At 57.2% G+C, this 25,163-nt stretch carries 20 protein-coding genes; 14 read left to right on the forward strand and 6 right to left on the reverse strand.

Annotated features, from left to right (window positions below; genetic code table 11):
- Window positions 1-51 precede the first annotated feature (51 nt).
- From ACZ5C3_RS06205 to ACZ5C3_RS06230, 6 genes are all read left to right on the forward strand, one after another.
- Window positions 52-1,077 carry an ABC transporter substrate-binding protein gene (locus ACZ5C3_RS06205; RefSeq protein ID WP_464036104.1) on the forward strand — a complete coding sequence of 342 codons (1,026 nt, stop codon included), beginning with the start codon at window positions 52-54 and terminating at the stop codon, window positions 1,075-1,077.
- 20 nt (window positions 1,078-1,097) lie between these two features.
- A complete protein-coding gene (locus ACZ5C3_RS06210) occupies window positions 1,098-2,540 on the forward strand; it encodes an amidohydrolase family protein (RefSeq protein ID WP_464036106.1) in 1,443 nt (480 codons plus the stop codon).
- A gap of 431 nt (window positions 2,541-2,971) precedes the next feature.
- A complete protein-coding gene (locus ACZ5C3_RS06215; protein ID WP_464036107.1) occupies window positions 2,972-7,924 on the forward strand; it encodes a DUF4082 domain-containing protein in 4,953 nt (1,650 codons plus the stop codon).
- A 10-nt stretch (window positions 7,925-7,934) separates the two neighbouring features.
- Window positions 7,935-8,267 carry a hypothetical protein gene (locus tag ACZ5C3_RS06220; RefSeq protein ID WP_464036108.1) on the forward strand — a complete coding sequence of 111 codons (333 nt, stop codon included), beginning with the start codon at window positions 7,935-7,937 and terminating at the stop codon, window positions 8,265-8,267.
- Window positions 8,245-10,455: a peptidase domain-containing ABC transporter gene (locus tag ACZ5C3_RS06225; protein ID WP_464036110.1), complete on the forward strand. Its 2,211-nt coding sequence runs from the start codon at window positions 8,245-8,247 to the stop codon at window positions 10,453-10,455. Before ACZ5C3_RS06220 ends, ACZ5C3_RS06225 begins: the two co-directional genes overlap by 23 nt.
- Window positions 10,452-11,876 carry an HlyD family type I secretion periplasmic adaptor subunit gene (locus ACZ5C3_RS06230; RefSeq protein WP_464036112.1) on the forward strand — a complete coding sequence of 475 codons (1,425 nt, stop codon included), beginning with the start codon at window positions 10,452-10,454 and terminating at the stop codon, window positions 11,874-11,876. The genes ACZ5C3_RS06225 and ACZ5C3_RS06230 overlap by 4 nt, the downstream gene beginning before the upstream one ends.
- A 67-nt stretch (window positions 11,877-11,943) precedes the next feature.
- On the opposite strand, the gene ACZ5C3_RS06235 is transcribed toward ACZ5C3_RS06230, so the two are convergent.
- Together ACZ5C3_RS06235 and ACZ5C3_RS06240 are read right to left on the reverse strand one after the other, a co-directional pair.
- Window positions 11,944-12,303 carry a hypothetical protein gene (locus tag ACZ5C3_RS06235; protein ID WP_464036114.1) on the reverse strand — a complete coding sequence of 120 codons (360 nt, stop codon included), beginning with the start codon at window positions 12,301-12,303 and terminating at the stop codon, window positions 11,944-11,946.
- A 261-nt stretch (window positions 12,304-12,564) separates the two neighbouring features.
- A complete protein-coding gene (locus ACZ5C3_RS06240; RefSeq protein ID WP_464036115.1) occupies window positions 12,565-12,765 on the reverse strand; it encodes a hypothetical protein in 201 nt (66 codons plus the stop codon).
- Between the two features lie 315 nt (window positions 12,766-13,080).
- Between ACZ5C3_RS06240 and ACZ5C3_RS06245 the strand changes: the two genes are divergently transcribed.
- The 5 genes from ACZ5C3_RS06245 to ACZ5C3_RS06265 all read left to right on the forward strand — a co-directional run bounded on the left by ACZ5C3_RS06245 (window position 13,081) and on the right by ACZ5C3_RS06265 (window position 18,300).
- Window positions 13,081-14,343, forward strand: a complete 1,263-nt coding sequence (locus ACZ5C3_RS06245) for an ABC transporter substrate-binding protein (protein ID WP_464044603.1) — start codon at window positions 13,081-13,083, stop codon at window positions 14,341-14,343.
- A gap of 86 nt (window positions 14,344-14,429) precedes the next feature.
- Entirely contained in the window at window positions 14,430-15,305 is an 876-nt protein-coding gene (locus ACZ5C3_RS06250; RefSeq protein WP_464036117.1) for a branched-chain amino acid ABC transporter permease, read from the forward strand.
- Window positions 15,306-15,308: 3 nt separating this feature from the next.
- The gene (locus tag ACZ5C3_RS06255; RefSeq protein WP_464036119.1) at window positions 15,309-16,232 is read left to right on the forward strand and encodes a branched-chain amino acid ABC transporter permease; all 924 of its coding nucleotides are present in this window, start codon (window positions 15,309-15,311) and stop codon (window positions 16,230-16,232) included.
- Window positions 16,229-17,710 carry an ATP-binding cassette domain-containing protein gene (locus tag ACZ5C3_RS06260; protein ID WP_464036121.1) on the forward strand — a complete coding sequence of 494 codons (1,482 nt, stop codon included), beginning with the start codon at window positions 16,229-16,231 and terminating at the stop codon, window positions 17,708-17,710. Before ACZ5C3_RS06255 ends, ACZ5C3_RS06260 begins: the two co-directional genes overlap by 4 nt.
- A gap of 437 nt (window positions 17,711-18,147) precedes the next feature.
- Window positions 18,148-18,300: a hypothetical protein gene (locus ACZ5C3_RS06265; protein ID WP_464036123.1), complete on the forward strand. Its 153-nt coding sequence runs from the start codon at window positions 18,148-18,150 to the stop codon at window positions 18,298-18,300.
- Here the strand turns inward: ACZ5C3_RS06265 and ACZ5C3_RS06270 are convergent.
- Window positions 18,288-19,235: a LysR substrate-binding domain-containing protein gene (locus ACZ5C3_RS06270; protein WP_464036125.1), complete on the reverse strand. Its 948-nt coding sequence runs from the start codon at window positions 19,233-19,235 to the stop codon at window positions 18,288-18,290. The genes ACZ5C3_RS06265 and ACZ5C3_RS06270 overlap by 13 nt on opposite strands.
- Window positions 19,236-19,322: 87 nt before the next feature.
- Between ACZ5C3_RS06270 and ACZ5C3_RS06275 the strand changes: the two genes are divergently transcribed.
- Complete coding sequence (locus ACZ5C3_RS06275) at window positions 19,323-20,381, forward strand: YeiH family protein (protein WP_464036126.1); 1,059 nt, start codon at window positions 19,323-19,325, stop codon at window positions 20,379-20,381.
- Between the two features lie 83 nt (window positions 20,382-20,464).
- On the opposite strand, the gene ACZ5C3_RS06280 is transcribed toward ACZ5C3_RS06275, so the two are convergent.
- Entirely contained in the window at window positions 20,465-20,992 is a 528-nt protein-coding gene (locus ACZ5C3_RS06280; protein ID WP_464036128.1) for a winged helix-turn-helix transcriptional regulator, read from the reverse strand.
- A 265-nt stretch (window positions 20,993-21,257) separates the two neighbouring features.
- On the opposite strand from ACZ5C3_RS06280, the gene ACZ5C3_RS06285 reads away from it, so the two are divergent.
- Complete coding sequence (locus ACZ5C3_RS06285; protein WP_464036130.1) at window positions 21,258-21,896, forward strand: DsbA family protein; 639 nt, start codon at window positions 21,258-21,260, stop codon at window positions 21,894-21,896.
- 85 nt (window positions 21,897-21,981) lie between these two features.
- On the forward strand, window positions 21,982-23,181 hold the full coding sequence (locus ACZ5C3_RS06290; protein WP_464036132.1) for a CaiB/BaiF CoA transferase family protein: 1,200 nt from the start codon (window positions 21,982-21,984) through the stop codon (window positions 23,179-23,181).
- 65 nt (window positions 23,182-23,246) lie between these two features.
- Here ACZ5C3_RS06290 and ACZ5C3_RS06295 read toward each other — a convergent pair whose 3' ends face one another.
- Window positions 23,247-24,278 (reverse strand): branched-chain amino acid ABC transporter permease, encoded by a 1,032-nt coding sequence (locus ACZ5C3_RS06295; RefSeq protein ID WP_464036133.1) that lies wholly within the window; start codon window positions 24,276-24,278, stop codon window positions 23,247-23,249.
- A 2-nt stretch (window positions 24,279-24,280) separates the two neighbouring features.
- Window positions 24,281-25,159 (reverse strand): branched-chain amino acid ABC transporter permease, encoded by an 879-nt coding sequence (locus ACZ5C3_RS06300; protein WP_464036135.1) that lies wholly within the window; start codon window positions 25,157-25,159, stop codon window positions 24,281-24,283.
- Window positions 25,160-25,163: the final 4 nt, after the last annotated feature.

The raw sequence follows: 25,163 nt of genomic DNA on the forward strand, positions 1-25,163 counted from the left end.
GGGTCCCTCTCGCTTTCACCAACCGACGTTTAACTTCGTAAGGAGATCGCCATGTTTGCCAGACTGGGTGCTGCGTTACTGGGAAGCCTACTACTCGCGGGCACAGCCGCGGCGCAGGAGACGACCATCAAGTTTACTCTGGGCTGGAAGACGCAGGGCAGTGACGCAGCCTTCTTCTACGCCAAGGACAACGGCTTCTTTAAAGAAGAAGGGCTTAATGTTGTTATCGACCAGGGCGAAGGCTCGGGCGCGACGGTAACGCGCATCATGTCCGGCGCCTATGACGCGGGCTTCGGTGACGTGAACGCGATCATCCAGAACGCATCGACTCGGCCGCAGGATGCGCCAGTGATGGTCTATATGCTGTGGAACCGTCCGCCATTCGCCATTGTCACGAAGAACACGAGCGGCATCAAGAGCATCAAGGATTTCGAAGGTCACACCCTTGGTGGTGCGCAGGGCACGCCGACCACGCGGCTCTTGCCGGTGTTTGTGCACAAGAACGGGCTCGACAGCGACAAGATCAAGGTGTCGAACATGGCGCCCAATCTGCAGGAACCGATGCTGATCAAGGGCGATATCGACGCAGCACTGGTGTTCAACATCACCAGCTACTTTAATCTCGTGCTCAATCGTCAGGACCCCGACAAGGACTTCAAGTGGTTTTCGTTCGGTGACTACGGCCTGGATCTCTATTCCAACGGCCTGATGGTCTCGCGGAAATTACTCGCCTCGAATCCGAAGGCAGTTGCCGGCCTGGTGCGTGCCGTCAACAAGGCGGTCATCGCCGTGGGCAAGGACCAGAATGCGGGGATGAAAGCGACGGTTAATTACGATAACCTGATCAACGCCGACGTCGAAAAGCGTCGCCTCAAGTACTCCTACGAAGAGCTGATCGTCTCGCCGGAGATGAAGGAAATTGGCGTTGGAGACATCAAGGATGATCGGATGGCCCGTGCCATCGGCATGGTGGTCGAGGGATATCAGCTCTCGCGCACGCCGACACCGGCCGAAGTGTTCTCCCGTGAATTCCTGCCACCGCGAGCGGAGCGCGATCTGGTCTATATGTCGAACTGATATGAACGGTAACCCCGGTCATGGTCACTGAAATCGCTGCCGGCAGCATCTTCTGTGGTCCTGACCGTGGTTGTCTCAAGAATGCGGTTCTCAGCTACGACGGCGGTGTGATCACCGCGATTTCTGAGAACCGCCCGGCTCCGGCTGAACCACGGCGGCTGATCGTTCCTGCCTTTATCAATGCCCATGATCATGCACGGCCTACGGCGTCGTCGTTCGGCGCCGCGGGTATGCCGCTGGAAAGCTGGATCATGCGCACGATTCTCGGGACGCCGCCCGATCCTTATCTCCAGGCGGTCGCGTCGATGGCGCGTTCAGCGCGCGCCGGATGTGCATCGATGATGATCCACTACACGCGACCGAGCGGAACGATGTCTTTGGTGGATGAGGCCAAGGCGATTGCGCGCGCACGCGAGGATGTCGGCATCCGCATGGCCTTCGCACTGGCGGTGCGTGATCAGAATCCGCTGGTGTACGGCGACAGTGATCCCGTGCTTTCGGACCTGCCTGGCGACGCCCGCAAGGTTGTCGAAGAGCTGTTCGTACGCCCGCCGATGTCGCCGCACGACTACACTACACTAACCGAGGATATTTCGGCCGCGATTGCAGGACCCATGGTTGATGTGCAGTTCGGTCCTGCCGGTGTTCAGTGGTGCTCCAAGCCGTTGCTGGAAGCGATTGCGGAAAGCTCACGCCGGACCGGCCGCCGCATTCACATGCATCTCCTTGAGACGATCTATCAGAGGCAATGGGCGGATACCGCTTTCCCGGGCGGAGTGGTTCGTTATCTGAAAGACATCGGCTTCCTGTCTGAACGGGTCACGCTGGCGCACTGCGCTCATGCAACGCCGGAAGAACTGCAGATGATCGGGAACTCCGGTGCGCGGATCGTGACCAATTTCAGTTCCAATCTGCATCTCCATTCCGGTCTTGCGCCGATCAGCACCGCACACAAGTGCGGATGCGACATTGCCGTTGGTGTCGATGGAACGGCGCTGGACGAAGACGACGACGTGATTCGCGAAATGCGGCTCGTTCAGATGATGCACGGCGGGTTGGGTTTCGAGCGGACCTGGTCGCGAGCAGAATTTCTTGGCCTAGCGATCAGGAACGGTCGTCGTGCCACTGGCGCTCTCGGGACGGGCGAACTTGCACCGGGAGCGCCTGCGGACTTTGTGGTGCTCGATCTCGATCGCATCGACCGTGACGCGATCATGGACGTCGATCCCATTGAACTGCTGTTCGCGCGGGGCAATGCGTCTCATGTGATTGACGTCGTGGTCGATGGCCGGATTATTGTGAAGGATGGCAATCCTGTCGGTGTGGATCTCTCCGCTGTCGATCACGAGCTGCGTGGCCTGTACCGGAAGGATCTGCACAAGTTTTCACGGTTTGAGCAGGCGTGGAAACCACTCGAGAGCGCGCTCACGCGTTGGTATGGCACTCATATGGGATGCTCATAGGCGCCAAGCGCGACCGAGGTCCCCACAGGCGCTGAAGCGATCTCGGCTCATTGCGTCAGGAAGCCTGACCTGAAATTCGCGGTGGCGACACCGGCGGTCTGCAAGGAGCGTATTCTTTTAAGTCTCTTCTTTCTTCCGCGGAGTCCTTCGATTTAATTATTATATTTAAGTTGTTCGCTATTTTCAGTGTCTTATTTAATTTTTGAACGCGCCAATTGACTTGGCTAATAATGTACTTTTAAATCATTTTAAAGTGGGCCTTGGGTAGGGGCGTCTGCGATCGTCAATCCCATCCAAAGGGTTGGTTTCGTTTGGTTTAAGCAGCCAGCGAAGCAACGTTTTTAATGACAAGACGGTCGCTTATCGCGGCCGCCGTTTGGTTTTGATATTTAAAAATATTTGTCCTCCGGCAAAATCCGGGAGCATTGCAGATGAGTGGTCCGACGACGGTTGAAGCAGCTGGCGGTCCCGATTCCTCGGTGCAAGATTGGGCCGCTGAGTGGCGCAATCAGGCCTCAACATCAGTCTGTGGCACGTGCCTTGGAGGTGCTTGCGGTATTTGTTCGATCCGCGTAGGCGGCAACCCCAAGGCCGATGGCCAACCCACGGGGTACGTTCCGCGCGCCCTGCAGTTGTACAAGCCCGACGAGATTCCCGTCAGTGCGATCAATAATCTCGACATGGCGGGCTTTGCCCCGGAGTCGGCCACGCCGGGTCTGGTGCGTCAAAGCTCAACGGGATCAACTGGGGCGCCGGCCACTGCAGCCGTACAGCCAAATGCGATCGTCCTTGAAAACATGAAGGAGGGCTCGCCGGAAAGCGAATGGCTGATCGGTGTGGCTGATTCGAGTATTGAAGGATTTGCAGCGCAGTTCACGATCAACCACGGCAACCGCGTCGATTTCAAAATCAATACGGATTCGACGCATTATCGCATCGACATCTATCGCCTGGGATATTACGGCGGAGATGGGGCGCACAAAGTCAAAACCATCGAGCAGACCCTCGATACAGCGCAGGTTCAACCGCTGCCGCTGTTCGATCCGGACCGCAAGCTGGTGGATGCCGGCAATTGGTCGGTGTCCGCCTCGTGGGATATTCCTGCGGACGCGGTATCCGGCGTCTATTTCGCGAAGCTCACACGTCTGGATGGCGGTGGCGATAGCGGTGAAAACATGATTCCGTTCATCGTCCGTGACGATGAAGCCCCCAGCGACATTACGTTTCAAACATCCGATACGACGTGGCAGGCCTACAACTGGTGGGGCGGCTACAATTTTTATGGTGGTATCGACGAGGGTGGGCGCGTGGGACGCGCTTCTGCGGTTAGTTACAATCGGCCCATTATTACGCGTGACGGTGGATTCGCAGCGGGGCCGCAGGACTTCATCTTTGGGGCCGAATATCCCGCCATCCGCTGGCTCGAAGAGAATGGCTACGACATCAATTATATTTCCGGCATCGATACGGCGAGGGACGGTGCGCAACTCCTGAACAGCAAAGTCTTTCTGTCCGTCGGTCACGACGAGTATTGGTCAGCCGAACAGAGAGATAATGTGGAGGCTGCGCGGGATGCCGGCGTTAATCTGGCGTTCCTCAGCGGCAATGAAGTTTATTGGCAAACTCGTTGGGAAACGAGCATCGACGGTACGGGAACGCCGTATAAGACTTTGGTGTCCTATAAAGAGCGCTGGGACAACGACAACACCGACGTGAACGGCACGACGTCGACGTGGCGGGATCCGCAGTTCGGAGCGGGTGAGCCCGAGAATGCACTGACCGGTACAATGTTCACCGTCGACTCCTATCGGCTCGACACCATCGAAATTCCCTATGATCTCTCCAATTTCCGGTTCTGGAGCAACACCGACGTCGCCGATATTGAAGCGGGCCAGGTGTATTCACTGGTTCCAAATCTGCTGGGTTACGAGTGGGACTCCGACGTCGACAATGGCCATCGTCCTGATGGATTGATTGCCCTGTCGTCGACGACGGTTGACGTCAACACACTGCTGCTGGACTACGGCAGCACCACCGGCCCTGGCACTGCGTCTCATAGTCTTACGCTGTATCGTGCTCCCAGTGGGGCGTTGGTTTTCGGCGCAGGAACTGTCTACTGGGTTTGGGGGCTTGATGACAATCATGACCTCGAAGCCACGCCGACAGATCCCAATGTGCAGCAGGCGATGGTCAATCTGTTCGCGGATATGGGTGTTCAGCCGGAAACCTTGATGACGAGCCTGATGCTCGCATCGCAGACGACGGACCACACCAAGCCGACATCCGTCGTCACGTCTCCGACAACGTCCGGATCTTACACAGCCGCTCAGCCGATCGTCATCACTGGAACGGCGACCGACGGTGGAGGAGGAATGGTCGCGGTCGTTGAAGTGTCCACCGATGGTGGCACAACTTGGCATCGCGCAACGGGCTTTGAGAATTGGACATACACCTGGACGCCGCTGGCTGGCGGAACTTACACCATTATGTCGCGCGCGGTGGACGACAGCGTCAATATGGAGACGCCCGGCGCGGGCCAGACCATCGAGGTTGCGGCCGCGCCTGCACTCAGCTTGTTTTTGCCGTCGTCTGTTCCAACAGAGCTTTCCACCGACGACAGCGAATTCGTCAATTTGGGTGTGAAGTTTTCTTCTTCGCAGGCCGGTAGCATCATCGGGCTTAAGTACTACAAAAGCATAGGGGATGGAGGAACTCATGTCGGTTCGCTGTGGTCCGCGACGGGCACATTGCTCGCAAGCGCCACATTCACGGGCGAAAGCGCCAGTGGCTGGCAAACCGTCACTTTCAACACCCCTGTTTCAATTTCGGTTGGTGCGACCTATGTCGCGAGCTATTTCAGCCACGGTTACTACGCCAATACGCAGAACTACTTTACGACGGCACAGAGGAACGGTCCGCTAACGGCGGAAGCTGGAAACGGCTATTTCACCTATGGCTCTGATCCTGCTTTCCCCACAACCGCATCCGGTGGCACGAACTATTGGATCGATGTCATCTTCAGTCCGACCAATCCCGCCAACGAGCCTCCCGTTGGGACCAACGATAACGGATATGCGGTCGCGCAAAACACCACGATAACGTTTGACGCGTCGATGCTGTTGGCGAACGACAGCGATCCGAACGGCGACATCCTCTCAATCTCTGGCGTGGGTGCGGCGTCCGGCGGCACTGTTAGTTTCAACAGCCAGACGAACATCATTACTTTCACGCCAACGGCGGGGTACACCGGTCCGGCGATCTTCGGTTATGCGATTTCCGACGGACGTGGCGGGATTGGTTCCGCTATGGTCAATCTCACCGTCGTACCAGCTCCAACAGGCGTAAGTGTTTTCTCTAGTGCCGATGCTCCGAATGGGTCGGTAGTCGACAATCCCGTGAATCTCGGTATGCGGTTTGTTGCCTCTACGGCGGGCACGATCTCGGGCATTAAATTCTACAAAGCGGCGGGTGAAACCGGCACGCATATTGGCTCGCTGTGGAGCGCCACTGGCACACTGCTGGCGAGCGCGACTTTCATCAATGAATCAGCCAGTGGCTGGCAAAGTGTACTGTTCAGCAATCCGGTCTCGATCACGGCAGGTACCACATATATCGTCAGTTACAACAGCAACGGCCGTTATGTCGTTGACAGCAATTATTTCAATACAGCCCATGTCAACGGTCCGTTGACGGCGCCCGCCGCCGACAACGGCCTCTTTACGTATGGTAGCGGCAGCGCATTTCCGACGAGCACTTATGGCGGATCGAACTACTGGGTCGATGTGTTCTTCAATCCCGATGCCTCGCCGAGCAACGATCCTCCAGTTGCTAACGACGATGGCGGCATTAGCGCAACGCGTGATACCGCGTTGACCATTGCGGCATCGTCTCTTCTTTCCAATGATACCGATCCGAACAACGATATCCTGACGATCACCGGCGTGAACAATGCCGTTAATGGCACTGTCAGCTTCAATGCCCAGACGAATACCATCACTTTCACGCCAACTGCAGGTTACACGGGGGCGGCATCCTTCGATTACGCAATCTCCGACGGCCGAGGTGGCACCGCCACGGCAACCGTCGACTTGACGGTGAATGTCCCCACCACAAGCGTGAGCCTGTTCGCATCTTCCGATACGCCTGCCAATCTTTCGGTCTCCGACGCGAACCAGGTCAATCTCGGAATGAGGTTTGTCTCTTCGGTCGACGGCACGATTACGGGGATCAGATATTATAAAGGAGCACTCGATACCGGCACGCACACGGGCTCGATCTGGACAAGTAGCGGCACGTTGTTGGCGACGGCGACCTTCGTCAATGAAACCAGTAGCGGTTGGCAGCAGGTGAATTTTCTGACGCCGGTGACTATCACGGCGGGAACTACCTACGTCGCAAGTTATCACAGCAATGGACGTTACACTGCCACCAGCGGTTATTTCGGGACGGCCATTACCAACGGCCCACTGACCGCTCCTGCGGGCAATAATGGTCTTTATACCTATGGGGCCGACAATCTGTTTCCCGTCAGCTCTTTCGGTGCGACCAATTACTGGGTCGATGTGGCGTTCAATCCTTCGAGCGCTCCGCCTGTCAACCACTCACCGATCGCGACGGACGACAGCGGTTTCACGACCACGAGGAATATACCGATCACCATTTCGGCCGCAGACCTGTTGATGAATGACAGTGACCCGAACAACGACGCATTGGTGATCACCGGCGTCAGCGGTGCCGCCAACGGATCGGTCAGCTTCAACAGTCAAACCAATCTTATCACCTTCACGCCGACGACCGATTACGCCGGTGCAGCGTCCTTCAATTACTCGGTTTCCGACGGTCGCAATGGAACTGCGTCAGCAAATGTTGCCCTCACGGTGGACACGAGGGAAATCACCAGCCTGTTCAGCGCGGACCATGTCCCCAATATGGTGAGCGTCGCAGAGCAAAATTCGATAGAATTAGGGTTGAAATTCCAGGCGTCGAGCAACGGCGATATTCTCGGCATTCGCTTCTACAAGGGGGCTGACAATATCGGCACACATGTCGCAAGCCTCTGGACAGCCGGCGGCAACTTGCTTGGTACCGCCACCTTTACCAACGAGACGACCAGCGGTTGGCAGCAGGTGCTCTTTAACACCCCGATCGCGATCACGGCCGGGACGACTTATGTCGCGTCCTATCACACCAATGGAAAGTACTCTGCCGATCCGAACTATTTCGCCACGTCACAGACCAATGGACCTTTGACGGCTCCATCGTCTTCCAGCAGCGGCGGAAACGGTCTGTATGCGTATGGCAGCTCGAGCCTCTTCCCCGATAATAGCTACAACTCAACAAGCTATGGCGTCGATGTTCTCTTCAGGGCCCAATTGGCAGCGTAGGAATTGCATCATGCAAGACGAACTTTATACAGATGGCGTCGATGAAGTGATGATCAGCGGCACGATCGTGCGTGTTGACCTGTTCAGCCTGTCGCCGACCGAGCGCGACGCCAACAACTTCCCGAAAAAGGTGTTTCGGCAGAGGCTGATCTTCTCCGCTGAGGGTTTTGCGAACTCGGTAGAGGTCATGCAGAACGCGCTTCAGGGACTGGTTGACGCTGGCGTGGTCAAGCGCAATCAGCCAAGAGGCGTGACGGCAAGTCCGGAAATAGGTTCAGGAGGTGAGCGTGCGCCCACCTCCAGTGCTCAGCGACCGCCAAATGCATCAACAAATTTCCGCTGACGTGGAGCGCGGCAACGAAGCTGCCGAAATTGATCAGCAAGAATCCGCTCCACCAATACATACGGCTCTCGAATGCCTGGTAAAAGTCGCCAGACACCACGGCGTTGATCTCGCGGTCGATCGCCTGCGCCACACCCACGCCGTTGCAGACGCTGCGATCTCGCAGACCCAGCTCTTGCGAATAGCAAAGGAAACCGGCTTCCGCGCACGCAGGGCTAATTTTTCCTGGCACGAATTGTTCCAGCTGCGCGACGCTTATCCGGCGCTCATTCAACTCGCAAACCTGAACTGGATCGTTGTGCTGGGAGCGAGTGACGATTCCAGCGGCGAAGCCCTGCTGATCTTTGATCCGCTGGCCGATCGGCCAGAACCCTTCCTCGTTGGCGAAGAGAACTTCTGCCAGAATTGGCGGGGCGATGCGATCCTGATCAAACGGAATCAATCCCATTCTTCAGTACCGCGGCCGTTTGGGTTCAGGTGGTTTGTTCCGGAATTGATCCGTGAGCGGAGGCTCTTCGCCGATGTGGCGATCGCCGCCATCCTGCTTTACGCCCTCGGCCTGATTACTCCGATCTTCTTCCAATTGGTGATCGACAAGGTGTTGGTGCACGAAAGCTTCAGCACACTTTACGTATTGGCCGCGGGAGCCATCGTCGCGCTGGTGTTCGATTCGATATTCACATTCCTGCGGCGTTATTTACTGCTCTATGCGACGAACAAGATCGATATCCGCATTGCGACCAAGACATTTGGTCACCTCCTGGGTCTGCCCATCACATTTTTCGAGCACATATCGGCAGGTGTGCTGGTCAAGCATATGCAGCAGGCCACCCGCGTCCGGGAGTTTCTGACCGGCCGTCTCTTCGTCACGGCGCTGGATGCGTTATCGCTGTTCGTATTTCTGCCTGTTCTCGCGCTTTACAGCGTGAAGCTGACGGGGCTGGTGCTAGCCTTTACCGCTCTGAGCGGTGTGGTGGTTGCCCTGCTGGTCGGGCCGTTCCGGCGAAGGCTGTTCAATCTTTATCAGGCCGAAGGCGAGCGGCAGGCGATGCTGGTCGAGACCGTGCATGGAATGCGAACGGTCAAGTCACTCGCCATGGAGCCGCTGCAAAGCAGGGCGTGGGACGATCGCTGTGCGCAATCGGTTTCGATGCGCTTCGGTGTCGAGAAAATCTCCGCGGCAGCACAATCAGTGACGGGATTTCTAGAAAAGATGATGACGCTGGGGATCATCTGCCTGGGCGCGCTCGATGTCTTCAGCGGCACTATGACGATTGGCGCGCTCGTGGCTTTCAATATGCTGGCCGGACGCGTGTCCGGGCCACTCGTTCAGATGGTGACCATGGTGCACGAGTATCAGGAGGTTGCCCTGTCGGTGAAGATGCTGGGCGAAGTCATGAACCAGCAGCAGGAGCGTGGCGGGAAGCGCGACGGTCTGCGCCCGGATCTCTACGGACAGATCGAATTTGAGGGCGTCTCATTTCGCTATGGTCCCGATGGCCCGCCGGCGCTGGACGACATTTCTTTCACCATCCCTGCTGGAACAGTGTTCGGTATCGTCGGCAGAAGTGGGTCTGGTAAGACGACGCTGACGCGGCTGATTTCGGGGCTTTATCCGATTCAGCAGGGGCTATTGCGGATCGACGGGTTCGACGCCCGCGAACTCGACCTTGTTCATCTGCGCAAGAGCCTGGGCTTCGTGCTTCAGGATAACTTTCTGTTCCGCGGCACCGTTCGGGAGAATATCGCCTGCGTGAAGCGCGGTGCGACACTTGATGAGGTCGCGCAAGCGGCCAAGCTTGCGGGCGCGGATGAGTTTATTGAGCGGTTGCCGCGCGGTTTCGATACCATGCTGGAGGAGAACGCCGAGAATCTTTCAGGCGGCCAAAGGCAGCGGCTGGCCATCGCTCGGGCGCTGATCACCAATCCGCGCCTTCTCATCCTGGATGAGGCGACAAGCGCACTCGACTCCGAGAGCGAAATGATCATTCGCAAAAATCTCAAGCGCATTGCCGCGGGGCGCACCGTCATTATCGTCTCCCATCGCCTGTCAATGCTGGCGGATGCGGACGCAATTCTTGTCATTGATCGCGGCCGGATTGTCGACATCGGTCGCCACGACAATCTTCTGACCCAGTGTACGACGTATCGGCATCTCTGGAACCAGCAGACGAAGCAAATCGCATGAGCGATATAGATCGAAAATCGCCTGACGCGAACAACGGAAAGCCCGTCGGCCTTCCACCAGCAGCTCGGCGGCGTTCATCGAGACGCGGCGGTGTGCGGCAGCCGGTAGTTACCGAGTTCCAGCCCGACGCGGTCGAGATCGAAGAGCGCGCGCCCCCACGTGTCGCACGCATCACGCTCTATTGCGTTGTTGCGTTGATCGTGGCTGCAGTGACCTGGGCATCCGTTTCCCGCGTGGACACCATCGTCATCGCCCAAGGTAAGCTGATCGCGACAAGCCCCAACGTTGTCTTGCAGCCGCTAGAAACCTCTGTGGTGCGCAATATCCACGTCAAGGTGGGGGATCTCGTTCGGCAAGGGCAGCCGCTGGCAACACTGGATCCGACGTTTTCGCAGGCGGATGTCGATCAGCTTCAGACGCGCGTGATGGCGCTTGATGCGAATATCAATCGTCTGAACGCGGAGCTGAATGGCGAGGATTTCACGGCGGGAGATTCAGCAAACCCGGATGAAATCCTGCAAGTCAAACTGTTCCTTCAGCGTAAGGCCTATTACCAGACGTCGTTGCGCAACTATGATGCGCAGATCGCGAGTGCGCAGGCGACCTTGAAGACCAATCAGGACGAAGAGGTGATGCTGCGGCAGCGGCTCGAAACGCTGCGGGCAATCGAAAACATGCGCGGAATGTTGATGGACAAGGAAGTCGGCTCCAAACTCAACTTCCTGCTGTCTCGCGACGCGCGTCTTGATGTCGATGGCAGCTTATCGCGACTTCAAGGCAACCAGGTCGACTTTAAGCATCGGATCGAAAAAGCACGGGCCGAGCAGCAGGTGTTTGTGGAAGATTTTCGCCGCAACGCGTACCAGGAACTGGTCGATACCCTGGCGAAACGCAACGCCGTGAGAGAAGACCTCAAGAAAGCAGAGCTTCGCCGGCAATTGATCGTGCTCACTGCGCCGGTCGATGCCGTCGTCCTGGATACTGCAAGCCGCACAGTCGGGTCGGTGGTTCGCGAAGCTGAAACGCTGTTCGTGCTTGTGCCGCAGGATGTGAAGCTTCAGGCCGAGGTGAACGTCGATGGCAAGGACATCGGTCGCATTGCTGTCGGCCAGTCTGTTCGGATCAAGTTCGATGCGTTTCCATTCCAGAAACACGGGACGGGTACCGGCACCGTTCGTATCGTCAGCCGGGACTCGTTTACGCCTGATCCGAAAGCTGACCCAGCGCAGCGGATGTCAGCGCCGTATTATCGGGTGCTTATCGACATCAACAACACTGAACTGCGCGAGTTGCCTGTCGAATTCCAGATGACGCCTGGAATGGCGGTGACCGCGGAGATGAAGGTGGGCAACCGCAGTGTGATCTCGTATTTCCTCTATCCTCTGCTCAGGGGATTGGACGAGAGTATCCGCGAGCCATAGCCGCGTCGTTATCAAAATCGCTGGTTGAAATGGCTGTCCGGCCAGCAGGCCGCACAGCCAGGATTGTTCACTCGTGCGGAACGACGGTGTAGGTGGTCGTATAGGGTTCGACGCGGAGCGAGGTGTTGGAGATCAGTCCGATCTTGGCGGTGGGAGCCTGTTGAAGCTCGCCGTTCGGGCCGCGATGGACATTATACTGCCAGACCGCGATGTCGCCTTTTTGGGAAAGCGCGTGCGCCACTGCGCCGGCATCCGTGCCGCCGAGTGCCTTCAGTTCCGCATCGGTTAGCCCGATGACGATCTCGTCCTTGACAGTAATGATCTTGAACAAATTCATTTTGTTCTCCTGTGCCCATGCACCTTGCGCTGCGGCAAGAGCCAGGGCCGCCAGAGCGATACGTGTTGTAAACTTGCGCCGGGAAAGCATTTGGTTGTCCTCAAAAGCGGTGATGTGTGAGCGGCCATGACATGGCGAAGTTCTTTTTCAGAACTACACAAGCCAGAGCCACACGATGCATTGGTCGCATCGCTTCCCAAAAGGTTCACGATAATCGGAGGACAGTAGAGGAGCCTCTCTCTATATATATAGAGAGAGGCTATATAATGTTGTTAGTCCAAGCAGGTGCGGGATGCGCTGATCTAAGTGCTGGCCTCGGACAGAGGCTGCCCTTCGCCTCGCGCCGGCAATTTAGCGATTGAGGCGCTTGTCTCGCTCCTGCAGCAAAGCATCAAGCTCGTCGGTTTGCTGTGCGATCCGATTTGAATTCCGCTCTTCGTCGGCCGCGCCCGAACTGGCTGTGGCTTGTTCGGTGAGTTGCCGAATATTATCGCGAAGCACAGCGATCCGGTCTTCGATTTCTGGCGTTGAAAGCGCGCTGTAATTGCTCATGGCAACCGTTCCGTCAGTGGGCCTATCTGTACTCACTATGACATATTTTGCAGACGCACAAAAATGACAAACAATGGGCGCGGGCACCCTCATGATTCCGCGTTGCACCTAAACGGCTGACTGTCTCGTTTGCACTTCGACGAAGTCGGCGAGCAAGTCTGTTTGAAACAGGCGGACGCAACTATCGTACAACGATAGTATTACGATATTGTCATGAGAGATTTCGGCCGGTCCACTTGCTGGCGCTATCGGCGCAGGTACAATCCTACTAAGGCTGATCCATACAGCTTTGCCCAAGAGATTGAGGAACACCCCATGTCGATTCTATCTACCCTGCGTGATTGCAGGCCGTTGAAAGCTGTATCCGGATTGACCGCGCTATGCTTGCCGCTCACCTTGGCGGGACATGCACTCGCCGCTGATCCTGCTCCGATCAAGATCGGTGTGATTGCAGAAGCACAAGCGATCGCGGGGGCTTCAATTCCGCAGGCCGCACAGATGGCGGCAGATGAAATCAACGCCAAAGGCGGCGTTGATGGACGCAAGATCGAGATTGTCACCTACGACAATCATGCCTCGTCGGCGGATTCAGTTCGCGCATTTCAGCGCGCCGTCAACGAAGATAAGGTCAACGCCGTCATTGCGAGCTTTATCAGTGAAGTTGTTCTGGCGCTCGAACCTTGGGCGTCCCGTCTGAAGACCCCCCTGGTCACGCCGGGCGCAGCATCCAACGAGATCAGCAAGAGCGTCCACAAGGATTACGAGAAAAATAAATATACATTCCACGGCTATTTGACGTCAGCGGCTTTGGCTTTGTCAGTTTGCGACGCTGCAAAAGAATTGCTTGTCGACGGCAAGAAGATGAAAACCGCGGTGATCATGAGCGAAGACGCCGCTTGGACCAAGCCGCTCGATGTTGGTTATGAGGAATGTCTGCCGAAGATCGGCCTGAAGGTTCTCGATCACATCCGTTTTTCACCTGACACCACGGACTTCACGCCCATCTTCAACAAGATTGAGGGCACCAAGCCGGATGTCATCATCACCGGTATTTCGCACGTTGGCGTGCAGCCGACTGTGCAGTGGAAGAACCAGCAGGTGCCGATTCCAATGTTGGGGATCAGCTCTCAGGCGACCAACAGCACCTTCGGCAGCGACACCAACAACGCAGCTGATGGCGTGATCTATCAGAGCGTATCTGGCCCTGATGTGGCCGTGACGTCCAAGTCCGTTCCTTTCACGGACAACTTCAAGAAGAAGTTTGGCAACTACCCAGGCTATGCCGGTTATACGGCCTATGATGAAGTCTACTACATTGCAGATGCAATAAAGCGGGCTGGATCGACCGATGCGGATAAGATGGTCGAAGCACTTGAGAAGACCGATTGGGAAGGGACCATCGGCCGTGTTCAGTTTTACAACAAGGATGAAGAGTTCACCCACTCGATCAAGTACGGAAAAGGCTTGATCACGGGACTTATCCTTCAGTGGCAGGATGGGAAGCAGGTCGCTGTCTGGCCGAAAGAAGTTGCCAAAGGTCAGCTGAAGTTCCCGGACTTCATCAAAACCACGAATTGAGTCGGCGTGAAACGCTCCCGGACATCCGGGAGCGTTTTGCATCAGTTGTCCTCGAACGAGACGGCTTCCGCCGTCGCGGAGCCTGAATGCTTGTCCTACAGATTCTGATCGATGGCTTTGCCATCAGTTCGCTTTATGCGCTGGGCGCAACCGGATTTACTCTGATCTTCGGCGTCTCCGGTGTCTTGAACCTGTCTCACGGTGCATTGATGGTGACCGCTGCCGTTGCTGCGTGGGCAGCGTCCAGCGTTCTTCAGCTCAACACTTACGCCGGCGCGTTGGTCGGGGTGTTTACGGCGTTGATTGCTGCAATTGCGACCTACTTTATCGTGGTGCAGCCGATCCAGCGGTCCCGCAGCATCCCGCCGGAAGAAAAGGAGATCTTCGTCCTGACGGCTACACTCCTCTGGGGCATCATGCTCCAGGAGCTGATCGCTTATCTCTTTACGAACAACGCGAAGACAGTGCTGCCCATCGTGGCGGGCGTCGTCGATATCGTCGGCGTTCGCACGCCAAAGAATGAAATCTTCACCGCGATTGTCTGCTGTTTGGTGATCGGGCTGCTATGGCTGCTTGTCAACCGTACGCGCACCGGCAAGGCCGTGCTGGCCGCGTCGATGAATCCGCGGGGCGTCACGCTGCTTGGCCTCGAACTGAACAACATCTACATCGCGGTCTGGGCGATCTACGGAATTCTGGCTGGCATCGCCGGTGTGTTGCTCGGAATGTTCCTCGGCGTTAGCTCCTATAGCGTCGGTCCTCTGACAGCCAGCGCGTTCTCGATCGTTGTTCTCGGCGGCCTTGGCAGCGTGTCAGGCTCGTTGATCGCGGCTTTCGTGGTCGGCTATCTCGAGACCTTCACCGCCTACGTCGTTTCTCCAGCTTACCGGACGATTCCTGCGCTGCTTCTCCTGGTTGCTGTCATGTATGTCCGCCCGCAGGGCCTTCTCGGGAGGAGATAAGCAATGCGTTTCTTTACTTCGCGTCTCTTCTGGATCGCGGTCGCCGTTATCGTTATCGCGTCCACTTTGCCACTCTATGTTTCCGGCTACATTCTCGGCTTGTTGACAGTCGCCTATTATTTTGGCGTCTTCGCCATGTCATGGGATCTGCTGTTCGGGTTTGCGGGAGAGGTGAACTTCGGACCGACATTTCTGATCGGCGTCGGTGCTTACACGGCGGGCATTCTCAACAGTCAATATGGCTGGTCGCCCTACCTTTGCATCGTGCTTGGCGCGGCGGCATCGGTGCTCGCGGGTCTTGTGCTGGCGTTGCCCGCGTTACGGGTGCGCGGACCGTATTTTGGCCTGACCACGCTCGTTGCGGTTCTGATGCTGCAGAACTTCATTGTCGTGTTTGCGGAATTGACCGGCGGTGAAATCGGCCTGACCATTCCGGATGTCATTACGATCGACGCTAACACCAACTACTGGATCGCGCTCGGCTTCATGACAATTAGCGGTGCGATTCTGTTCGGCTTGTCACGGTCTCCTGTTGGCCTCGTCCTTCAGGCCAGCGGACAGGATCCTGTGCAAGCAGGCGCTCTCGGTTTCAACATCATCAAGCACAAGCTGGCAGCCTTCATTGTCAGCGCATTCTTCTCCGGTCTCTCAGGGGCGCTGCTCGTGTTTTACTTCGGCACGGCATCTGTCGGAACGGTTGTCGATGTTGGCGTAGGCGTACAAGTGATCGTTGCCGCGGTGTTGGGCGGGCGGCGAACCGTTCTCGGCGCTGCGCTTGGCGCCGTGTTCCTGATTTGCGCCGGCGAGCTGCTCAGGCCGCTCGGCGAACTCGCAACCTTCGTCGTGTCGGCTGTCGCGCTTGTCGTCATTCTGTTCTTCCCGAATGGATTTTTGGGATCAATTCTGTCTCGGGGAGCACGCGCATGACTGCCGCGGTAGGCACTGAACCAATTCTTCAAGTCCGCGGTTTGACGAAACGTTATGGCGGTCTGACCGCTGTCAAGAATCTCAGCTTTGATCTGAAGGAAGGAGAGATTTTTGGGCTGATCGGGCCGAACGGCTCAGGAAAATCGACCGCGATGAAGTCGATCATGGGCATCGAACGGCCAACCGCGGGCAACGTCATCCTGAACGGAGAAGACCTCGCAGGTCGGCCGGCACACGAAATCGCGCGCCGCGGCTTCGGCATGGTGTTTCAGCATTCTCGGCCGCTGAATCGGCAGACTGTTCTCGAAAACATCATGGTCGCTCTGCTGCCGGACAGTCTGTTCAAGCTGTTCGCCGACCGTGCGCTGCTCGACCGCGCACGTTGGATCGCACAGCGGGTCGGGCTTGAGAAAGTCGTCGATCGCAAACCGCCGACGCTTCCGTTCGCGGATTTACGCCGCCTTGAGCTTGCGAAAGCCATTGCGCGGGATCCGAAGGTCGTTCTGGTGGACGAGCCTTTCGCCGGATTGACGTCGGCGGAAGTCGGCGTCTTCTCGGACCTGATCCGAAGTTTCCGCGACGAAGGCCGTGCGGTGATGCTGGTCGATCACAACGTCAAGAGCGTTGCAGCCCTCGTTGACCGGGTGCTCGCCATGTATCTGGGCGAGGAGATCGTCACGGGGCGTGCCGAAGACGTGATGAAGAACGAAACCGTCCGCCGCGTTTACCTCGGAGGAGCAATTCAAACCTCTGCGAGGCCGGAGGCGAGCTTCGCCGATAAGCAGCCGCTACTGCAGGTCGAAAATGTCAGCGTCTACTATGGCAAGGCCCAAGCGCTGGACAGCGTCTCGATCCATGTCCACGAAGGCGAGTTTGTATCAGTCGTCGGCCTCAACGGCGCGGGAAAGACAACGCTGTTCAACAGTATTTCCGGACTGTTGCCCTACACCGGCAATGTGATCCGCGACGGTGAGAGCCTGCGTGGCAAAACACCGGCAAAAATTGCTCGAAGCGGTGTGGTGCACTGCCCGGAAACGCGTGAGCTGTTTGGAGAGATGACCGTTCGCGAGAATCTCGACCTTGGTGGACAGCATCTGGAAAGGACCGAGCAAGAAAAGCAGCTCGCCTGGCTCTTTGAGCTGTTTCCGATTTTGAAGCAGCGTCAAGGTCAGTTGGCGCAGACACTCAGCGGCGGTGAACAGCAAATGCTCGCCATTGGCCGTGCCTTGATGATGCAGCCGAGGATTCTCATTCTGGATGAACCGACGCTGGGTCTGGCTCCCATTATTCTTGAACAGCTTTCCAAGGCACTTGAAAAGCTGCGTCAGACGACGCCGATCACGGTGCTGCTCGGTGAGCAGAATGTCACCTTCGCGCTGCCTCATGCAGATCGTGTCTATGTCCTTGAGCATGCACGCATCGTCTGGGAGGGCGGACCCAAGGAATTCGCCGAAACCGCAGGGGCAAACTTCCTCTAGTACCGCCGATTTGAAGTCTCTGCATCAGGTGCGGCGATCTCTTTCAGGGACTTCAAATCGAAGGCGGTACTAGAATCATAGGATTGCTAGTACCCTTTGCTTTCCGAAGTTCGCAACGTGGTTGCTGCGACGTGTCACGAACTTCGGAAAGCGGGTACTAGTGCTCTCTGAACTCACAGTTCGACCAACACAGGAAGGGCGGCTCTTCAGAGCCGCTCTTTTTGTTGGCCTGAACCCTAAGCGTCGCGTTGGGCGGCAACGGACGGCGGTAAGCGCCGCTGAACTGGTCAAAAAACCCGGTCTGAGTGGAAATTTCTCTCTTGCAGAGCGCCCGGAGAACAAAGGTGTCGCCCGGGCCTTAAAGAAGCAATGCTAAACCATTGTTGTTGAACGACTTAAAGCGCACATTCTGGTGGTCTTTCAGGCCCAGGTATTCCATGCGCGAACAACTTTACGATCCGTTTGGCGACGAGACCATTGATGCGACGACGCGCGCACCTATCGGAAACGTGTTGTCGCATGTGGGTGTCGCCGCGTTCTGGTGCATCGTGGCCGTGCTGGTCATAGCGCGGGTGTTTTATTTCGGCTGATGCGCCGTTGCCGCTGGGCCGTGGCCGTTGAGGCGCCGTCCGCTTTTTGATGTTGGCGAAATCAAATCCTCAAACGCCGCCGCAGCAGGAATGTGTATCCGGCCGGGCATGCTCAGTTTCCATAATGTGCGTTCGATACGCATGCCGCGTAGAGGGACAATCCTCAGTCGATTGAGCGCGAGCTGATCCTTCACACTAGCGCGCGAGACAATGGAAATGCCGATGCCGGCGGCAACAAGCTGTTTGATAGCTTCGGTACTGCCGATTTCGAAGCTCTTTGCCGGCTGTATATTGTGAGCGGCGAGAGCCTGCATCACGACTTCGCGTGATCCTGACCCGGCTTCCCGAAAAATAACGACTTCACCCGCAAGCTCTGTCGGATCGATCGGTTCCTTTGCCGCAGCAAAGCGGTGATTAGGGCTGACGATCAATTCCATGACGTCGGTCTGCCAGGCTTCCGACGCCAGTCCGTCTTCGTCGACCGGGCCCTCGACCAGAGCGACTTCGATCTCGTGCCGTAGCATGAGGTCTGCGATATCGCGCGTGTTTAAGCTGATCAGTTGAAGGTCGATTCCCGGATAGGCGGTGTGGAAGGCACCCAGGAAGTCAGGCAGTAAATAGGTCGCGATGGTCGTGCTGGCCCCGATGCGCAGGGAACCGCTGTCGAGACTTCTCAGCGCGCGGAGTTCATCTTCTGCCGACCGTTCAGCCGAGAACAGGATATCCGCGTGGCGCATCAGCGCTGCACCTTCACGCGTTGGTGTGACGCCTTTGGAGGTGCGGTCGAGGAGGCGGCATCCCAGCTGCAGCTCGAAATCGCGCACCCCTTTCGAGATCGATGGCTGGCTTATGGACAAGACATCGGCTGCCTTTGAAAAGCTGCCGGTCCGGACCACGGTCGCGAACAGACGGAAGAGGTGCAGGTTCAGCGGCATAACTTTTCTCTATAGGCCTAAAGAGAAAGGATATTATCCGTCTTGGTGCAATCGATGTACAATTTTCTTCTCTTTTGGAGGGGCAAAGTGCTTCATCGAGTCATCGCCGCCACTGACAAAACACGAAAAAGCCTGATCGGAGCGGGAATCGAGCGGGCCCCTGGCATTATTCTTTGCCTGGGCATTTCGGTCGTCGCCCTTGGTGTTCAGGCCGTGGAAGCCGCCAATTTCGGCCACCCTTATGTCGAGGGGCTCGTGGTCGCCATCCTCCTCGGGATGATCATCCGGTCCGTCTGGCAGCCCGGAAAGCGTTGGCTTGTTGGGATTGCGTTCTGCGCGAAACAGCTGCTCGAAGTTGCGGTGGTCCTCCTTGGCGCGTCCCTGAGTTTTGCGGCCATCGGCGCGTCCGGTCCGCTGTTGCTGGGGGTCGTTGTGATGACTGTCGCGATCGCGCTGGCGTTCAGCTACGGCGTGAGCCGCGTGCTCGGCCTCTCCACCAAGATGTCTATCCTGATCGCCTGCGGAAATTCGATCTGCGGAAATTCCGCAATTGCGGCCGTTGCGCCGGTCATCGGCGCCAACAGCGACGACGTCGGTGCAGCGATTTCATTCACGGCAATTCTCGGTGTTCTCACCGTGCTTGGCCTACCGCTGTTTGTGCCGCTGCTTGGGCTGACCACCTCGCAATATGGAATTCTGGCTGGCCTGACGGTTTATGCCGTCCCGCAGGTGCTGGCCGCGACCGTTCCGCTCGGCATTGTGAGCACGCAAATCGGCACGCTGGTGAAGTTGCTGCGCGTGCTGTTGCTTGGGCCTGTCGTGATTGGGCTGTCGCTGGTTTCGCACAAGCTTCAGGGAAATGAAGCTGCGACGGCCGGGAAGCGTGGTCCTCTGACGTGGGTACCGTGGTTCATTCCAGGCTTTATTCTGTTTGCGTTTTTGCGGTCTTTCAACGTGATTCCCAACTTCGCGGTCGGACCACTTGCCACGATTGCAACCATTCTGACTGTGGTGTCGATGGCGGCGTTGGGACTCGGCGTCGATGTCAGGGTGATTAGCCGTGTCGGCGGCCGTGTTACCGCCGCTGTGACGATGTCGCTGATCGTTTTGATCGTGATCAGCCTCGGGTTGATCCGCTTGTTCTGATCGCCCGACGCATTCGCAATACGCAAAACAAACGCGCCCGATCGAATTCGATCAGGCGCGATACGTTTTCAAAGAATTGATAACTACGCCGCTTGACCACTGGCCTTTTTGGCTGTCCGGGGCTTGGCGATTTTTGCCGGCTTATCGACCTCGGCGACAACTCTCTTGCCCGGGCCGTCATGGACGTGGACTTCCTTCGCCAGCAACGGCTCTCCGCATTCGGAGCAGACCATGACCGGATTGAAGTGCTTATGGCATTTCTGATGTTCATGCAGCAGCGGGCGACCACGTTCGTCGACCATATGGGTATCGCCCCAATGCACGATCGCCATCATGATCGGATAGAGATCGAGACCCTTCTGAGTCAGGATGTATTCGAAACGCTTAGGCGATTCCTGATAGGGAATTCGGCGCAGCACGCCAAGGCGCACCAGCTTCTTCAGCCGTTCAGCCAGAAGATGTCGGGTAATTCCGAGTGCAGACTGAAACGCCTCGAATCGCCGGGTGCGCAGAAAGCATTCCCGCAGGATCAGCAATGTCCAGCGATCGCCAATCACAGCGATGGTGCGGGCCATCGAGCATGGCTCTTCCTCAAGGGCATCCCATCTCATGATAGTCTCCAGTCAGCGTCTGCGGTTCGTATGGTTCCCCGGGCATACTAACCCAACCACTCCGCATTCTAAATAGGTACTGATCTGGATAAAAGTCCTAATTCTCGGGGTGGAACGGCTGATTTCTGCTCGCAAATTCGTTCTGAATTGACAGTTCAAAAATAGAACTTTAAAACTTCCTTATCGCCCGAACCCGGGGTGGACCGCTGCTGCTCCGTGGTCCCAAACGCCCCACCACGATAACGAGCGCCTGAGGAGAAGTCCGGTGGTAAATCCCTTGAAGGTCGAATTCCAGTTCGATTTTGGCAGTCCCAACGCCTATCTCGCGGAAAAAGCGATCCCGGCCATCGAGAAGCGAACCGGCGTCAAATTCGAGTATGTCCCGGTTCTGCTCGGAGGCATCTACAAGGCGACCAACAATATGTCGCCGTTCGATTCACTCCGCGGCATCAAGAATAAGCCGGAATACCAGGCGCTCGAAACCCAGCGCTTCATTCGCCGGCACAACATCACGACGTTCAAGTCGAACCCGTTTTTCCCGGTCAACACGCTGATGCTGATGCGTGGTGCCGTTGCGGCTAAGTTCGAGAACGTTTTTGAACAGTATTTCCGGGCCGCTTACCATCATATGTGGGAAGATCCGAAGAAGATGGATGACGTTGAGACGTTCCGCGCCGCCTTCAAGTCGTCCGGCCTCGACATCGATAAGCTGTTTGCGCGTGCGCAGCAGGACGACGTGAAGAAGAAGCTGATCGAAGACACCACGGACGCCGTCAATCGAGGCGCGTTTGGCTCGCCGACTTTCTTCGTTGGTGACGAGATGTTCTTCGGCAAGGATCAGCTCCGCGACGTCGAGGACTCGATCGTCGAACAGCTCAGTGCGGCTAAGGTCAAGACGGCCTGAGAGCCAAGTCCCGCGGCCGTAAAGGCCGCGGTTCGATAAATTCGAATTCCAAAACGGCTCGCCAATAACAACAGGGAAGAAGCAGATGTCAGGCCCTCTCAAAGGTGTTCGCGTATTGGATCTGACCGGCGTTGTGTCGGGTCCGTATGCGACGATGTTTCTCGCGGATCAGGGCGCGGACGTGCTCAAGATCGAGCCGATCGGTGGCGATATCACCCGCCGCAGCCGCGCGCCGATCGACAAGGCCGGCGAGTTCTCCGCGCTGTTTATCTCGTCGAACCGCGGCAAGCGTTCGCTGTCGATCGACGTAAAGAGCGAGGCCGGCCGCGAGGTGATGGCCAAGCTTGTCGCGCAGAGCGACGTTCTGGTGCAGAACTTTCGGCCCGGGACCACGGAGCGGCTCGGGCTCGGTCCCGAGGAACTGCGCAAGCTTCATCCGCGCCTAATCTACGTCTCGATCAGCGGTGTCGGCGATAGCGGGCCCTATGTGAAGAAGCGAGTCTACGATCCGATCATCCAGGCGCTCTCGGGCTTTGCCGATATCCAGTCGCAGCCGGTGACCAATCGTCCGCAGATGATCCGTACGATTGTTTGCGACAAGACGACAGCGGTGTTCACCGCTCAGGCAGTCGCAGCGGCGCTCTATGCCCGCGAGAAGACCGGGCAGGGCGATCACATTCAGGTCGCGATGCTGGATACGATGATCTCGTATCTGTGGCCTGAGGGCATGATGCAGTACACGGTGGTCGGTGCCGAAGCGACGACCATGGATCCGAATGATCGGCCCGATCTCGTGTTCAAGACGTTGGACGGTTACATCACGGCCGGTACGATTTCGGATTCGGAGTGGCAGGGCTTCTGCAAAGCCTCCGGCGATCCGGAATTGGCCAAGGACGAGCGTTTCGCGACACCGGGTGGTCGTTTCGTCAATGCGACCGCGCGCATCAACAAGATGCAGGACTATATTGGTCAGCGCACGACGGCTGAGTGGCTCGAACGTCTTGATGCTGCTGACGTGCCGTGCGCGCCGATCCTCCGCCGTGGTGAGATCATTCACAACGAACAGGTGGTTGCTCGCGGTCTCATTCAGGAATTCGAGCAGCCGTCGGTCGGTCTCGTAAGGCAGCCGAAGCCTGCTGCGCGCTTCGAGGTCAACGAAGCGGTGATCGGTGGTCCGGCGCCTCGCGTGGGCGAGCACTCCCGCACAGTGTTGGAAGAACTGGGCTACAGCGCTGCCGCAATCGACAAGATGGTGGCTGACAAGGCCGTGCGAGTGATGAAGTAAACTCGCTCTCGGACGGTAAAAAAGAAAAGCGCCGTTTACGGCGCTTTTTTTAGTTTCAGGGAGGTTCAGCGCTTTCCCGGGAGCTTCAACTTTGACGTACACAGCCGCAGGAAACCTGCGAGGCCACCGGGCATAACCAGCATGAGGAGGATGAGGATCAGGCCATAGGTCGCGCCTGATAGTCCCTTCGAGAAGTGCTCAGCGACGTTCGGCACAACGAGAATGAAAGCTGCACCGAAGAATGCGCCGGGCAGCCAGCCCACGCCGCCGACCACCAGTCCCACCAGCAGGGCGACCGACAGGTAGATCGTGAAGCTGTCGGGCGCAACGAACTGCACCACGATGGCACCCAGTGCACCGGCGACACCCGTGTACAGCCCGCTGACACCGAAAGTTACAGCCTTATAGATCGGGTTATTGATCCCCATCGAGCGTGCCGCGAGCGGATTGTCGCGGATGGCCATCATGGCGCGGCCTGTCCGTGTCCGGATCAGGTTTTTCGCCAGAAGGTACATCAGGGCGGTCACGATCAGCGTGAAGACGTACAGCCATTGATCAGATGACAGCGGTAGTCCCGCCGGTGCGTTGGGCTTCATGATCACAAGGCCCTGGACGCCGCCGGTCCAGTCTTCAAACAGCGAGAACTTCAGGATCTGCGGTGTTGCGATGGAAAGCGCGAATGTCGCGAGCGCCAGGTAAATGCCGTCGAGCCGAAGCGCGGGCAGGCCGAACAGAAATCCGAAGATAAAGCAGATGATAGCAGCGACCGGCAGCGTCCAGACATAGCTGATGCCGAACTTCTCCATCATGATAGCCGCGGTGTAGGCGCCGATCGCGTAGAATGCGGCGTGCCCCAACGAGAATTGGCCATTGAATCCGGTTAGCAGGTTGAGACCCATGATCGCGATGGCGTAGATCAGGATCATCGTGAGCTGGAAGATATAGAATGAGCTCAGGGCAAAGGGCATCGCAACAGCAGCCGCAAGAAGGCAGAGGCCGGCAACGATGGATATCATTCGCTTACGATCGACTGCGATGTCGTTCGCACCACCGGGTACATCGTTGAAGTTCGAAATGGCATCGTTGAGGTCGGTCATCTCTAGACTCTCTGCGCGTGGCGGACACCGAAGAGTCCGCTCGGTTTCACCACGAGAACGCTGATAATGATGAGAAGGGCGATGGTCAGCTTCAGTTCGCCGCCAACGCCGGGAATATAAGTTCCCGATAGATTCTCAATGATGCCGACGGCAAAGCCGCCGAACACTGCGCCGACGGGGCTCGACAGCCCGCCAAGGACAGCCGCCGCAAACCCGTAAAGCAGAATGCCGAGCATCATGTTCGGATCGAGAAAGACGATCGGGGCAATCAGAAGCCCGGCGATGGCGCCGATCGATGCCGCCAGACCCCAGCCGAGCGCAATCATCCATTCGACGCGAATGCCGACAAGTTTGGCAGACGCTGGGTTTTCAGCAGCGGACTGCATGGCAAGCCCGACGCGGGTATAGCGAAAGAAGATATACAGCAGCGCCAGCAACAAAAAGCAGATTGCAACCATGGCCGCCTGATGCGTGCTGATCAGACGGGAGCCGAACAAAGGATCAGCTCCGAATGGCGCGGGGAACGGCTTGCTGGTGAAGTCCCAGATGAAGCCGGCAGCGCTGTTGAGGATCGCAAGCAGACCGACGAACATCACGATCTGGCTCAAGACGGCTGCGGTGCGGATCGGCTTGAACACCAGACGATCGATCAGCACGCCGCCGGCAAAGGAGATGATGACAGCGCCGATGAAGGCGCCCCAATAGGGAAGCCCCCACTGCATCAATTGCCACGCGATAAAGGTCGAAAACATCGCCATCTCGCCCTGGGCGAAATTCACGTGGCCAATGGCTTGATAGATCATCACCAGCGCCAGAGCCACGCAGGCATAAATGGCGCCATTGGCGAGGCCGGCCATGATTTGCTGTCCGAACAGTTCCATGACG

Source organism: Afipia dichlorophenoxyacetatis, assembly GCF_055386385.1.